The 13,350-nt window shown below is 70.0% G+C and carries 14 protein-coding genes; 6 read left to right on the forward strand and 8 right to left on the reverse strand.

Annotated features, from left to right (window positions below; genetic code table 11):
* Positions 1 to 171: 171 nt before the first annotated feature.
* The gene (locus VB738_RS06510) at positions 172 to 1,032 is read left to right on the forward strand and encodes a TlyA family RNA methyltransferase (protein ID WP_323304981.1); all 861 of its coding nucleotides are present in this window, start codon (positions 172 to 174) and stop codon (positions 1,030 to 1,032) included.
* Positions 1,033 to 1,071: 39 nt separating this feature from the next.
* Here the strand turns inward: VB738_RS06510 and VB738_RS06515 are convergent, their stop codons facing one another.
* Positions 1,072 to 1,410, reverse strand: a complete 339-nt coding sequence (locus VB738_RS06515; protein ID WP_015110582.1) for a P-II family nitrogen regulator — start codon at positions 1,408 to 1,410, stop codon at positions 1,072 to 1,074.
* Between the two features lie 215 nt (positions 1,411 to 1,625).
* On the opposite strand from VB738_RS06515, the gene queF reads away from it, so the two are divergent.
* The gene (queF, locus tag VB738_RS06520) at positions 1,626 to 2,042 is read left to right on the forward strand and encodes a preQ(1) synthase (protein WP_323304982.1); all 417 of its coding nucleotides are present in this window, start codon (positions 1,626 to 1,628) and stop codon (positions 2,040 to 2,042) included.
* Positions 2,043 to 2,057: 15 nt separating this feature from the next.
* Here queF and VB738_RS06525 read toward each other — a convergent pair whose 3' ends face one another.
* The 7 genes from VB738_RS06525 to VB738_RS06555 all read right to left on the reverse strand — a co-directional run bounded on the left by VB738_RS06525 (position 2,058) and on the right by VB738_RS06555 (position 10,162).
* A complete protein-coding gene (locus VB738_RS06525) occupies positions 2,058 to 3,377 on the reverse strand; it encodes a cytochrome c biogenesis protein ResB (protein WP_323304983.1) in 1,320 nt (439 codons plus the stop codon).
* Positions 3,374 to 4,099, reverse strand: coding sequence for a cytochrome c biogenesis CcdA family protein (locus VB738_RS06530; protein WP_323304984.1), 726 nt, complete (start codon positions 4,097 to 4,099; stop codon positions 3,374 to 3,376). Before VB738_RS06530 ends, VB738_RS06525 begins: the two co-directional genes overlap by 4 nt.
* Before the next feature lie 24 nt (positions 4,100 to 4,123).
* Positions 4,124 to 5,350 (reverse strand): putative peptidoglycan glycosyltransferase FtsW, encoded by a 1,227-nt coding sequence (locus tag VB738_RS06535; protein WP_323304985.1) that lies wholly within the window; start codon positions 5,348 to 5,350, stop codon positions 4,124 to 4,126.
* A 140-nt stretch (positions 5,351 to 5,490) separates the two neighbouring features.
* A complete protein-coding gene (locus VB738_RS06540) occupies positions 5,491 to 5,691 on the reverse strand; it encodes a phycobilisome linker polypeptide (RefSeq protein ID WP_106220298.1) in 201 nt (66 codons plus the stop codon).
* Between the two features lie 46 nt (positions 5,692 to 5,737).
* Positions 5,738 to 6,226, reverse strand: coding sequence for an allophycocyanin subunit beta (apcB, locus tag VB738_RS06545; RefSeq protein WP_015110588.1), 489 nt, complete (start codon positions 6,224 to 6,226; stop codon positions 5,738 to 5,740).
* Positions 6,227 to 6,269: 43 nt separating this feature from the next.
* Positions 6,270 to 6,755, reverse strand: a complete 486-nt coding sequence (locus VB738_RS06550) for an allophycocyanin subunit alpha apoprotein (protein ID WP_015110589.1) — start codon at positions 6,753 to 6,755, stop codon at positions 6,270 to 6,272.
* Between the two features lie 383 nt (positions 6,756 to 7,138).
* Entirely contained in the window at positions 7,139 to 10,162 is a 3,024-nt protein-coding gene (locus VB738_RS06555; protein ID WP_323304986.1) for a phycobilisome rod-core linker polypeptide, read from the reverse strand.
* Positions 10,163 to 10,311: 149 nt separating this feature from the next.
* Here VB738_RS06555 and VB738_RS06560 point away from each other — a divergent pair, with 149 nt between their 5' ends.
* The 4 genes from VB738_RS06560 to atpE all read left to right on the forward strand — a co-directional run bounded on the left by VB738_RS06560 (position 10,312) and on the right by atpE (position 13,270).
* Complete coding sequence (locus VB738_RS06560) at positions 10,312 to 11,547, forward strand: class I SAM-dependent methyltransferase (protein ID WP_323304987.1); 1,236 nt, start codon at positions 10,312 to 10,314, stop codon at positions 11,545 to 11,547.
* 184 nt (positions 11,548 to 11,731) lie between these two features.
* Positions 11,732 to 12,067 carry an ATP synthase subunit I gene (locus VB738_RS06565; RefSeq protein WP_323304988.1) on the forward strand — a complete coding sequence of 112 codons (336 nt, stop codon included), beginning with the start codon at positions 11,732 to 11,734 and terminating at the stop codon, positions 12,065 to 12,067.
* A 74-nt stretch (positions 12,068 to 12,141) separates the two neighbouring features.
* Positions 12,142 to 12,870, forward strand: a complete 729-nt coding sequence (atpB, locus tag VB738_RS06570; RefSeq protein WP_106220301.1) for a F0F1 ATP synthase subunit A — start codon at positions 12,142 to 12,144, stop codon at positions 12,868 to 12,870.
* Between the two features lie 154 nt (positions 12,871 to 13,024).
* Positions 13,025 to 13,270, forward strand: a complete 246-nt coding sequence (atpE, locus tag VB738_RS06575) for an ATP synthase F0 subunit C (RefSeq protein ID WP_015110594.1) — start codon at positions 13,025 to 13,027, stop codon at positions 13,268 to 13,270.
* Positions 13,271 to 13,350: the final 80 nt, after the last annotated feature.

A 13,350-nucleotide genomic window follows, 5' to 3' on the forward strand; every position in this document is an offset into this window, starting at 1 on the left:
CGGGGCAGCAGTGGATCCTGGGCCAGCCATGGGGGGGAACCGGGGGAACAGTGGGGCCATCCTGCGACTGTTCCGCGCCGAACCGTCCGCCCATCGGTTTTTGTTCGGTTTGGATCGCTGTTCGGTGACAACATGCCGGTGGAGCGGCAGGACCCATGGCCGGAACGCAGCATGGCCCGTAAGCAGCGGCTCGATCGCCGGCTGGTGGATCTGGGACTGGTGACCAGCCGCCAGCAGGCCCAGCAGCTGATCCGCGCCGGCCGGGTGCGCGGGGGCGGCGAGGTGCTCGACAAGCCCGGCACCGAGGTGGCCGAGAGCCTGGCGCTGGAGGTGGAGCAGCCGCCCCGGTTCGTTTCCCGGGGGGGCGAGAAGCTGGAGGGGGCCCTTTCGGCCCTGCCGATCCGGGTGGAAGGCCGGGTGTGCCTCGACGGCGGCATCTCCACCGGCGGCTTCACCGATTGCCTGCTGCAGCACGGGGCTGTGCGGGTGTACGGGATCGATGTGGGGTACGGCCAGACCGCCTGGAGCCTGCGCACCGATGAACGGGTGGTGCTGCGGGAGCGCACCAACCTGCGCCATCTCACCCCGGAGCTGCTTTATGGCGAGGGCGATCCCTGGCCCGACCTGGCCGTGGCCGATGTGTCGTTCATTTCCCTCACCCGGGTGCTGCCGGCGCTGCGGGCCCTGCTGACGGGGGCGGGCGAGGCGCTGCTGCTGGTCAAGCCCCAGTTCGAGGTGGGGCGCCAGCGGGTGGGCAAGGGGGGCGTGGTGCGGGATCCGGCGGCCCATGCCGACGCCATCGCCGGCGTGATCGCCGCTGCGAAGGAGCTGGACTGGCACCCGGCGGGGCTGGTGGCCTCGCCCCTCACCGGGCCGGCTGGCAACCACGAGTACCTGCTCTGGGTGGTGCCGAGCGGGGCCAGCGCCGAAGCCCCCACGGAGGGCGCGGACTGGTCCGGCAGGATCGCGGAGCTGGTGACGGGCACCCTGGCCAAGGGCAGCCCAACGAAAGAGACCCCGGCCGGCTCCTGAGGGAACCGCGGCCAGGGTCAGGGCGTCAGGAGCGGGGGGTCAGATGGCGCCGCTGTCGAGGTCGCCGGTGCGGATCCGGATCACGGAATCGACGGTGCTGATGAAGATCTTGCCGTCACCGATCTCGCCGGTGCGGGCCGCATCCTGCACCGCCTGGACCACGGTGGCCACCCGGTCGTCGTCGACGACGATCTCCAGCTTGAGTTTCTGAAGGAACTCGACCGTGAATTCGGAACCGCGATAGCGCTCCACCTGCCCCTTCTGACGGCCGAATCCGCGCACCTCGCTCACGGTCATGCCGACGATGCCCGCATTGACAAGGGCGATCTTCACGTCCTCGAGCTTGAAGGGGCGGATGATGGCCTCGATTTTCTTCATGGCTGTGCTGCGGTCAGGAAGGCGACGGTTGGAGTCTCTCAGAGTCCCCGCCTGAAGGGGGGACGGCTCCATTACCGCCGAGCCTTGCCGGGGTCGTCGTAACGGTTGCTACGCGCGCTCCGGGCCGCTGACGGGCGGGCCGGTTCGTCGCTGGGAGTTCCGCGCCATCCAGCAGTTCCTGTACGGTCAAAATCCGTTTCCCTGTCCCCCTGACCATGGCTTCCGGTGTCGCCGACGAGCCCCAGACCGTGACGCCCCTCTACGGGGAGCGGGCCATCGCCGAGGCCCAGCTGGTCTGCTTCGCCAACCCCCGCGAGGGTCGCGCCTACGAGGTGGCGATCGAACTGCCCGAGTTCACCTGCACCTGCCCGTTCTCCGGCTACCCCGATTTCGCCGTGCTGCGGCTGCTGTACCAGCCCGGCCCCCGGGTGCTGGAGCTCAAGGCCCTCAAGCTCTACGTCAACAGCTACCGCCACCGCTCCATCTCCCACGAGGAGGCGGCCAACCGGATCCTCGACGATCTGGTGAACGCCTGCGATCCCCTCTGGATGCAGCTGGAGGCCGATTTCAACCCCCGCGGCAACGTCCACACCGTGGTGCGGGTCAGCCACGGTGAGCGCCGGCCCTGCTGAGTCAGGCCTGCTGAGTCAGGGCTGGGGTTCCAGCCGCTGCAGCAGCACCGGCAGCTCGGCGGCGAAGGCGGTGAGGTTGCGGTTGCACAGGCCCGCCACGTGCAGCCGGCCGCCGGGGCCATCGGCGATGGCCCAGAGCTGGCGGGTGGCCACCAGGCTCAGGGCACCGCCCGCCAGGGCGATGGCGAAGCCGGTGTAGACGAGGGGCACGCCGGGGTCCCGTTTGAACAGGATGCCGCTGGCCGGCAGCACGCTCGCCACCCGGATCGGCAGCCCCTTCACCTCCTGGGCCTCGCCGCCGGGCACCAGCTGGGCCAGGGCCACGCCATCGGGGCCGAACACCTGCACCGGCCCCTGTTCGCTGGTGAGGCTCAGCAGCACCGGCTCGGTGCCATCGGGGCGGGTGGGCAGCACCAGTCCCCAGAGCTGGTCGCCCAGCTGGGGGAAGGTCTGCAGGGGCAGCTCCAGCACCGGGCTGCGCCCCAGCTGCAGGCTGATCGTCGCCAGGGACCAGTCGGCCTGGTACAGGGTCATGCCCCGGTAGCGCAGCGGGTGGTTGACGCTGATGGCGGCGGCGGTGGTGGGGGCGCCCTCGCCGGGGGAGATCAGCCGCAGGCTGGAGGAGAACTGCTCCGGGCGTCCGGCGGGATCGCGCTGGATGCGGAAGTCGTCGAGGGCCAGGGTCACCTGGGTGCTGCCGCGGCTGTCGAGCAGCTCCAGCTCCCGGCCCGGGGCCAGGAAGCGCTCCAGCCGCTGGCCCCCCAGGGCGCCCCAGGCCGCTCCCACCATCAGCACCACCATGCCGGCATGGACCAGCAGGGGCCCCACCCGGCCGAGCACGCCCCGGCGCGCGGCCAGGCGGTCCTCCTGGCGATGGATCTGCCAGCCCGCGCCGCGCAGATCGGCCTCCAGCCGCTCCAGGCCGGCGACGGGATGGTCGGTGACGAGGGTTTCGGCCACGCTCAGCTTGCTGAGCTGGCGGGGGCTGCGGTAGTCGATCCAGCGCAGGGAGGCCTGCAGGGCGGGCCACTGGCGGCGCCAGCTGCACAGGATCAGCGACAGGCCCAGCCAGGCCAGCAGGGCCAGGAACCAGCCACTGGAATACACATGATCCAGCTGCAGCCGCAGCACCCCGTCGCCGTCCAGCACCCCCAGCCAGGGGGTGGGGTCGTAGAGCCGGTGGTAGAAGCCGGCCTCCTCCTTCTGGGGAACGGCTGTGCCGATGCCGCTGGCCAGGGCGATCACCAGCAGCAGGGCAATGGCCAGGCGCAGGTCGGAGATCCAGGCGGCCAGGCGCTGCAGGGGGCGCCAGGGTGAAGCTGCCGTGCCGGTCATGGCAGCACCGACAGCAGGGTGAGGCCGCCGCTGGCGAGCAGCACCACGCCGCTGATCGGCGGCACCCACTGGCCCAGGCGGCGCAGCTGCAGCAGCCCCGGCAGGGAGGCGGCCACTGTGCCGGCCAGCAGCAGGGGCATCACCTGGCCGGCCCCGAAGCTGGTGAGCAGCGCCATACCCACCAGCGGCTGGCCGGCCTGGGCCATCCAGGCCAGCAGCACGGCCAGCACCGGGGTGGTGCAGGGGGTGGCGGCCAGGCCGAAGGCCAGGCCGGCCGCCAGCGGGGCCAGCGGCGCCGGCACCCGCCGCCGCCAGCGCTCGGGGTCGGGCCCGGCCGGCAACGGCAGCCGCAGCAGGCCCAGCAGGTTGAGGCCCATCACCACGGCCACGACGGCCACCAGCAGCGGCAGCTGGCCGGGAATGCGGCCGTAGAGGCGACCCATCAGGCCGCTGGCCAGGCCGAGCAGCACCAGGGCCGCCACGATGCCGGCCGCAAAGCTGACGCTGCGCTGCCAGGGGGGACGCCCCTGATCCTCAGCGCCGAAGCCGGCCAGATAGGCCAGGGTGACGGGCAGCAAGGAGAGGGAGCAGGGGCCGAGGCTGGTGAGCAGGCCGCCGCCGAACACCACCGCCAGGGTCAGGGGGCCGGGGTGGGCCAGGGAACCCTGGAGCAGCAGTTCGCTGCTGCGGGCCCAGTCGAACGGCAGCCCGGGGCTGAACATGGCCGATCGGAGTGGCAGCAGGGCTCAGCCTATCGGGGCAGGCCGGGGGGCCCGCCGGCGGGGCCGGACCGGCTCGAGTCCGGAGGACTCCAGGGAGCAGCGCAGCAGCAGGCCCGCCAGGAACAGGCTGCTGAGCAGGGAGTTGCCGCCGTAGCTGATCATCGGCAGGGGCAGGCCGGTGGTGGGCATCGAGCCGCTGGCCACGGCGATGTTGAGGATCGACTGGCCCACCAGCAGGGTGGTGCAGCCGATGGCCACCAGGCGGTGCTGGTTGCTGCGGCAGGCCAGGGCCACCCGCAGGCCCACGAACCCGAAGATCATCAGGAACAGCAGCAGCATCACCGAGCCGACATAGCCGAACTCCTCGGCGAAGACCGCGAAGATGAAGTCGGTGGTCTGGATGGGCAGATACTGGAGCTTCTGGGTGGAGAGCCCGAAGCCCGAACCGAGCACGCCCCCCGAACCGATGGCCAGCAGACTCTGCACCAGCTGGTAGCCGTCCCCCTGGGCGACGCGCCAGGGGTTGAGGAAGGAGGTGACCCGGTCGAGCTGGTAGGGGTTGATCATGATGCTGAGGCTGCCCAGCACGATCCCGCCGCCGGCGGCCCCCAGCAGCAGCGTCAGGGGCAGGCCGCCGGCCAGGGCCATGAGCCACAGAAGCAGGCCGAGCAGGGCGGCGGTGCTGAGGTTGGGCTGCTTGAGGATCAGCAGGATCACCACCCCGAAGATGCCGATCCAGAGAAGTTTCTGGTCGAGGGCGATGCGTCGCCAGTGGGAGAAGATCACGGCCCCCTGCAGCACGATGAAGGGCTTGATCAGTTCCGAGGGCTGCAGCTGCACCGGGCCGAGCACCAGCCAGCGGCTGGCCCCGTTGACGGTGGTCCCCACCACCAGGGTGGCGGCCACCATCAGGGCCCCCACCAGCAGGGACGGCGCCGCCAGGTGCAGCCAGCGCCGCATCGTCGTGCGCATGGCCAGCCAGAGCAGGCCCCAGCTGGCTACCAGCCAGATGGCCTGGCGCTTGACGTAGTAGGCCCCGTCCCCCATCTCCCGCTCGGCCACCCACCAGCTGGCGGAGGTGAGCACCAGCAGGCCCACCAGGCTCCAGAGGGCCACCAGGCCCAGCAGCAGGCGGGCTTCCGCGGGCCACTGCTGCCAGGGCAGCGGCAGGAAACCGGCGCCGGGACGGCCGTGGAGCAGGCGGGGGGCAGGGGTGGACAAGGCCGCGGGAGGGTGCCGGGAATGGCCCATTCAGCCGTGACCGGGGTGGGTTTGTCGAGTCGTGGTGAACAATTCGCCGCCTGCGCCGCTGGCGCCGCCGGGGCCGCTCGAAGGCAATAAAAAAGCCCGGCCATGGGCCGGGCGGATGGGTGGGAGCGCCGTGGGCGTCCTCAGTTGCCGCAGTTCTGCTGACGACGGCCGGTGGCCAGTTCCACCTTCAGGATCCTGCCGCCCTGCTTCATGATCCGCTGCTGCTCGGCGAACCAGCTGGAATAGGGCACCCACTTGGTGAAGTAGGTGTTCTGCAGCTCCCTCTGGCTGCGCGCCTTCTCGGGGCAGGGGATGCAGGCCGTGATCTTGAACAGGCGCATGGGGTGATCCTCGGAAAACGTGCCGTGGTGGGAGCGTTGCTGGGGATCAGTTGCCCAGGCCGGAGCTGATGTAGTCGAAGTAGACGCCCATCTCACGACCGGCATCGGGACCGACGAGGGAGGCGGTGGCTTCCTTCATGGCCTGGATCGACTGCACCGTGGCGCCGATGGGCACACCCAGGGAGTTGTAGGTCTCCTTGAGGCCGTTGAGCACGCGCTCGTCGAGGATCGACGTGTCACCGGCCAGCATGGCGTAGGTGGCGTAGCGAAGGTAGTAGTCGAGGTCGCGGATGCAGGCCGCGTAACGGCGGGTGGTGTACATGTTGCCGCCCGGACGGGTGATGTCCGAGTAGAGCAGGGCCTTGGCGACGGCTTCCTTGATGATGGCCGAAGCGTTGGCGCTGATCGTGGCGGCGGCACGCACCCGCAGCTCACCGCTGGCGAAGTACTGCTCGAGGCGGCCCATGGAGCTGCCGTCGAGATAGAGCCCCTGGACGTCGGCCTGGTTGATGACGTTGGTGATGGCGTCTTGCATGGATCCTGGGTTTGATGGCTTTGGACGATAGGGAGGTGAAACCTCAGGAGAGGGCGCCGACCACGTAGTCGAAGTAGAAGCCGGCCTCTTCGGCATCGGAGCCGGTGAGGAGGCCCGTGGCTGCGGTCTTCATCTCGCGCACGGCTTCCGCCATGGCTTCGAGGGGGGTGCCGAGGGCGCGATACATCTCGCGGGCCCCGATGACGCCGATCTCTTCGATCGGGGTCACATCCCCGGCGACCACGCCGTAGGTGACCAGGCGGAGGTAGTAGTCCATGTCGCGCAGGCAGGAAGCCGTCATCTCTTCCCCGTAGGCGTTGCCGCCGGGGGAGACGAGATCGGGGCGCTTCTGGAAAAGCTGGCCTCCGGCCTGCTTCACGATGCGCTCCCGGCTTTCAGCCAGGACCTGGGCGACGCGCAGACGACGCTGACCTCCTGCCACGAACGACTTGATCTGGTCAAGTTCGCCAGGGCTGAGGTAGCGGGCTTCGGCGTCCGCGTTGATGATCGAGTTGGAGACGATGCTCATGCAGTTCTGCCTCGAAACAAGCGGTCACCGTGAAGGAGACCGGTATCCGGTGGGTAAGGGTGATCGGCTTGGCCGACCGTCGCATCATTCTGTGGCAAGGCCCGTCGCTCCCATGGCAGCCGGTAACAGTTCTTCACGGCGGATCCGCCCGCGAGATCCCTTGGCTTGCAACGGCTTTGGCGGGAGTTGTTATCACCGTCGAAGCGCAGCAATTGTTCATCTTTTGAACCCGCCGTCCACGGCGGGACAAGTGCATCGACAGCCCAATTTCTCCGTCTCGTTGTAGAGACGGACCAAAAGAAACCCCCCGGGGCTGACCCGGGGGACCATCGGATGGGCTGGAGGGTCGCCCTCAGGGACGACCCGGGATGGCTGGCAACGGATCAGATCGCGCCCTTCAGGGAGGGGGTGAGCCCCGCGTTGCCGCCGTAGAGGGAAGCGGTGCGGTTCACGGTCGTCAGGGGCACGCCGTCCTCGGTGCCGAGGCCGCGCAGGTAGGGCACGGTGTCCTGGCCGAAGGCGGTGGCGTACTCCCGGGCGTTGAGCAGTTCGGCGACGGCGGCCTGCTGGCCGGCGGTGGCGCGGGTGGCGAGGAACCGGCTGACTTCGCCTGGCATGGCGGCGCGGCCGAGCAGGGCCAGGTAGGCGGCCGAGGCGGCCCGCAGGGGGGCCATCCGCTGGAGCCGCTGCTGGAAGAGCTCGCTGCCGGCGATCTGGGCCACGAACTCGGCCACCGAGAGCTGGCCGTCGCGCAGCTGGGACTCGGGATCCATCTGGCGCTCAGCCGCGAAGGGAACGCGGTTGAGGAGCTGGCGGTAGACCGCCTGCACCACTTCCTGCACCTGGGTCTCGCTGGGGTCGCGCAGCAACTGCACGGGCCGAGACAGGCTCTGACGACGACCGAAGCCCTGGGGAGAACCCGGTCGCAGGGCCTTGGCCATGGCGCCGTCGGGGGCCGTGGCGACGCCGCTCAGGAGGTTGGTGCCCACCAGGGCCTTCCAGCCGCTGGCGACGCCGATGCTGGCGGGGGCCACGTACCCGTTGCCGCCACCGGTGGCGACGCCGCTGCGCCAGACGGGGGCGGCACCACCGCCGGGCTGCCAGGGGGACTGGCTCCAGCTGCGGGTGGGGGCCGGGGGCTGCCGGAGGGTTCCGGGACCGCTCGGTGTGCCCGTGGAGGCTGCGGCACTCTGGCCGCCGGCCACATCCGCCTTCCATTGGCCGCGCACCTTGGGCCTGGCCGGAAGATTGCGGGGGACCAGATCGCCGACGGTGCGGATCTCCTGGGAGACCGGCACGGTGGGCCGCTGCAGGGGCGTGATGGCGGCAACCGTCTCGAGGGTGCGCACCAGGCCCGGGACGCGGCGGGCGTTGCGATCGGCCGGGGTGATGAAGCGCTCGTACGGGACGGTGTCCTCGCCGAAGCAGTCGTTGTACTCGCGGCCCTCGATCATGGCGTCGACGACGCCGTAGAAGCCCTTGCGGGCGGCGGTGTCGAAGTAGGCGTTGATCTCCCAGCGACCGAAGGTGGGCCGGCCGAGGATGCGGCGGTGCATCACTTCGATGGCCTTGGTGATGTAGAGGCCGCTCCAGTAACGACGGCGGAAAGCGTTGGAGCGGGCCACCTGGCGCACGAACTCCCGCAGGCTGATGTCGCCGTTCTCGAGCTTGATCTCCTCGACCTTGTTGCGCTCACCGGCGTAGCCGGCGGTGCCCAGCACCTGCACGTAGACCGCATTGATGACGGCCTGGGTGCTGGACTCGGTGCCGCGGATGCTGGGCTGGCCGCCCCGGCGTGGGGTGGAGCTGCCGCCGGTGGCGATCTGGCGCAGGCGCACCACCTTCGGCCCCACCCGGCGTGGGGTGGCCTTGCGGAACTGGGCGCTGTCCATGGGCCCGGGCTGGGCCATGCCGTTGCCGATCAGGATCCGACGGGTGTCGTAGCTGAAGGGGGCCGGACGGGTGGCCACCGAGGCCGTGCTGGACGGGAAGATCGCCCCGTAGGTGAGGGCCAGGGGATCGTTGCCGCCGCCGTAGGGGTGCTGGTCGGCGAGGGGCTGGCGGTAGGAGGCGTAGAGGGTGATGTACTGGGGCGCCCCCTCGAACGGCGCACTGAAGCGGAAGAGGTTGCGGTTGGATCCCCAGCCGGCGCTCTCCTGGGCCTCTTCGCCGATGTCGCGGAGATAGGGGACGGTTTCCTCACCGAAGACCCGGGCGTACTCCATGCCGTTGACCAGGGCATCGACGAGGCCGTTCAGCCCCTTGGCGCTGACGATGGCGAAGTACTGGCGGAACTCCTCGATCGAGCTCACGCCACGGCCCAGGAAGTGGCGGAAGGCGAGCTCCACCACACGGCTGTTGGAGAAGCGGCCGTAGAACTGGCGCCGGTAGACCTTGCTGCGGCCGAGGGCGCGGATGAACTCCCGCATCGAGAGCTGGCCCTGGCGCACCTGGGTGGCCTCCACCGGGCAGACCACCTGGGAGTAGCCCTTGATGATGTCCCGCTCGAACACCTGGCGGTAGGCGGCACGGATGATCTCGGCCTTCTCGGCACCGGAGAGGCCCGGCTTCATCACGAAGCGCTGGGCGCCTTCGGCGGCGAGGGCGTAGATCGCCGGCAGCTGCAGGCCCTGGTTGACGGGGCTGCCGAGGCGGGCCCGGGTGGAGGGGGTGGGGATCTCGAGCTCCTTGAGGAGCACGTTGAAGCAGTCGATCACCAGCTGGCGGGAGTCGGGCTCCCCCTTGAACAGGCCGGCGGCGGCGGCGCGCATCTCCTGCAGGGCCACGTTGGTGGCGGCCAGGGAGCAGGCCTTCTCGAGCACGTCGCGGAGACCGCGGGTGTTCACCGCCAGGATGCTGGGATCGCCGGCGATCACCGCGTAGCCCACATAGCGGAGGAACCAGGCCAGATCCCGCAGCGACTTGCGCATGCGGGCGTTGCCGTAGATCGCCACCGAGATGGGGTTGAAGCCGCTCGGCAGCACCACCCGCACGTCGGCGTCGGCCTGGACACCTTCAAGGATGCGGCCGAGCAGGCCACTGCCGCCGGATCCCTGGGCGAAGGTGCGCACCGAACGCTGGAAGGCGGCCTGGTCGGCGGCGAGGGCGACGCCGTCAGCGGTGCCGACGGCCGGGGTGCTGAGGGGAGCGTCGAGATAGGAGAGGGGCGTGCCGCCGGTGAAGATCCGGTTGGCGGCCTTGGCCACGATCGCGTCGGCGTTGGCGGAGATCCGTCGGGCGGCTTCGACGCGGATCTGGCCGCTGCGGAAGAAGGTGGTCAGGGCGTCCAGTTCGCCGCCGTCGGGAAAACGGTCCTGCTGCTCCGCTTTCCGGACGCTGGAGAGCGGCAGGGTGTCGTAGCGCTGGGGGGCGACCCTGGTGCTGCCGCTGCTGGCGGTCACGGTCATGAACGAGAGCGAGCCGGGCTGGGTCACGTTACGGCTGGCCCCCTGGCCCCCCGGGGCGGGATGAACAAATGTTTGCAGCCATCCGGCAGGTTCCTGCTGAACGGCGGTGCGCGCCGTGGAATGCTGCCCGGACCTGCACCGCTGCACGGATGGATCACCCACTGGAGGCCCCGCTGGATGCCGCCACCCCGGTGGTGAGCGCCTTCTACGACCGTTTCCCCTACCCGGGGGACCCCCTCCAGGACGGCCCGCCACCGGGATACAACTGGCGCTGGTGCGTGGACAGCGTCGTGGCGGCCGTGGACGGGGCGCTGCCGCCGGAGCCCAGGCCCTGGCGGATCCTCGACGCCGGCTGCGGCACGGGGGTGAGCACCGACTACCTCTGCCATCTCAACCCCGGCGCCGCGGTGCTGGCGGTCGACATCAGCGCCGGCGCCCTGGCGGTGGCCCGGGAGCGCACCGCCCGCTCCGGCGCCGCCGCCCAGGTGGCGGAGCTGCGCATCGAGCAGCGCAGCCTGCTCGACCTGGCCGGGGAGGGCCCCTTCGACTACATCAACTCGGTGGGGGTGCTGCATCACCTCGACCAACCCGAGGAGGGTCTGCGGGCCCTGGTGCCCCTGCTGCGGCCGGGGGGCCTGCTGCATCTCTTTCTTTATGCCGACGGCGGCCGCTGGGAGATCCACCGCACCCAGCGGGCCCTGGCCCTGATGGGGGTGGGCACCGGACCGGCGGGTCTGCGGCTGGGCCGGGAGCTGTTCGCCACCCTGCCCGAGTCCAACCGGCTGCGGCGGCACCACGAGCAGCGCTGGGCCCTCGACACCGCCGCCGACGCCAACTTTGCCGACATGTACCTCCATCCCCAGGAGACCAGCTACGACCTGGAGCGCCTGTTCCGCTTCGTCGACCAGCCCGGGATCCACTTCGCCGGCTTCTCCAATCCCGAGGTCTGGGATCCGGCCCGGCTGCTGCAGGGGGAACTGCTGGAGCGGGCCCGGGCGCTGTCGCCGCGGCAGCAGTGGGCCCTGGTGGAGAGCCTCGATCCCGACATCAGTCACTTCGAGTTCTTCCTGCGGCGCCAGGACGGCGGCGGGGCTCCGGAAACCCTGAGCAGCACGGTGCCGCAGGCGTGGAGCGACGAGGCCCTGCTGGCGGCGGGCGGTGAGCGCAACCGCTGCCTGTGGGGCTGGCCCTCCACGGCGCTGCTGGGTCCCGACCTGCGTCCCCTGACGATCACGGCGGAGGAGCTGGCCCTCATGGAAGCCTTGGAGGCGTCCCCCGCCGGCACGCCGATCGGAGCGCTTCCCCTGGCCCAGGGCCCCGCCGAGCGGGCGGCAGCGGCGCGGCGGCTCCGGGAGGAGCGGGTGCTTCTGTTGCTTAGAGCCTGAACGGGTCGAGTGATAAAGTCCGCACGCCAAGACGGAGCCTCGTCGGTTGCAGGCTGCCCTGACCCCCTCCCCGGATGCCGTCCCCCCCGCGGAGACGTCGACCGAAGAGGTCGCAGTCCATCCAACCATCGAGTCTCCCCCCCAGCCTGAACGCGCCGCCGCTCCGTCGACGGCGACCAACGGCATGGACGGGTACCTGCGGCTGCAGCGCCGGATGCTCCTTTCCACGGTCTGTGCCACCGCTCTTGCGGTGCCCATCACGGCCCTCTGGTTCGACCTCCCCACCGCTTTCAGCCTGCTGGTTGGAGCGCTGGCAGGACTCCTCTACCTCCGGCTCCTGGCCCGCAGCGTGACCCGCTTCGGCGTGGAAACCAAGGGGGTGGGCAAGGCCCAGTTGCTGGTGCCTGTGGTCCTGGTGGTCGCGGCCGCAAGGCTTCCCGTCCTCGAGATCCTTCCCGCCGTGCTGGGATTCCTGCTCTACAAGCCCGCTTTGATCGTTCAGGCCGTCCTCGACACCTGATACCTGTCCAGCCGCTTCGGCGGCCCTTCCCAGCCGCTTCGGCGGCCCCGACGTTCCGCCAGGTCCTATCCCCGATGGCTCCGTTGCCCCTCGCCCTTCCCTTCGCCGCCCTCGAGGTCGGCCAGCACCTGTACTGGCAGCTCGGCAATTACAAGATCCACGGCCAGGTCTTCCTGAGTTCCTGGGTCGTGATCGGCGCCCTGCTCGCCGTGGTGGTGGTCGGCACGCGCCGCCTGGAGCGTGACCCCAGGGGCGTGCAGAACCTGCTGGAGTTCCTCTGGGATTACCTGCGCGACATCGCCCGCGAATACATCGGTGAGAAGGCCTACCGCGACTGGCTCCCCTTCATCGGCACCTTGTTCCTGTTCATCTTCGTGAGCAACTGGGGCGGGGCCCTGATCCCCTGGAAGCTGGTCCACCTGCCCAACGGTGAACTGGGCGCCCCCACCGCCGACATCAACACCACCATCGCCCTGGCGCTGCTGGTGTCGCTGGCCTACTTCTATGCGGGGCTGAGCCGCAAGGGTTTCCGGTACTTCGAGTACTACGTGGAACCCACGCCGATCATGCTGCCGTTCAAGATCGTCGAGGACTTCACCAAGCCCCTCTCGCTCTCCTTCCGTCTGTTCGGCAACATCCTTGCCGACGAACTGGTGGTGGCGGTGCTGGCCTTCCTGGTGCCCCTGGTGGTGCCCCTGCCGGTGATGTTCCTCGGCCTGTTCACCAGCGCCATCCAGGCTCTGATCTTCGCCACCCTGGCGGCCTACTACATCGGTGAGGCCGTCCACGAGGAGCATCACTAGCCCAGCTCCCTGCCGGCCCGTTCCCTCGGTCTGGCAAACTCTCTGCGCGCAGGTCCGGCTCGATCCGGGCCCGCCTTCCCAGGTGTCCCCGGCGCAGGGTTCTCGACAAGGTTCCTTCCGCGCTTCCCCGGCGCCCCACATTTCTAACCCCACCATGGATTCCCTTACTTCCGCTGCGTCCGTCGTGGCTGCTGGTCTTGCCGTCGGTCTCGGCTCCATCGGTCCTGGCATCGGCCAGGGCACCGCTTCCGGCGGCGCCGTCGAAGGCATCGCCCGTCAGCCCGAAGCCGAAGGCAAGATCCGCGGCACCCTGCTGCTCTCCCTGGCCTTCATGGAATCGCTGACCATCTACGGCCTGGTGGTCGCCCTGGTGCTGCTGTTCGCCAACCCCTTCTCCTGATCGGAGAGCGTCTCGGGGAGGACAGGGCCGCCCGTCCGTTGCGGCCCTTCTCCACCCCCGGTCCCATCCACGCCTCCACC

It is taken from the genome of Cyanobium gracile UHCC 0139 (genome assembly GCF_034931325.1).
Taxonomy (GTDB): Bacteria; Cyanobacteriota; Cyanobacteriia; order PCC-6307; family Cyanobiaceae; genus Cyanobium; species Cyanobium gracile_B.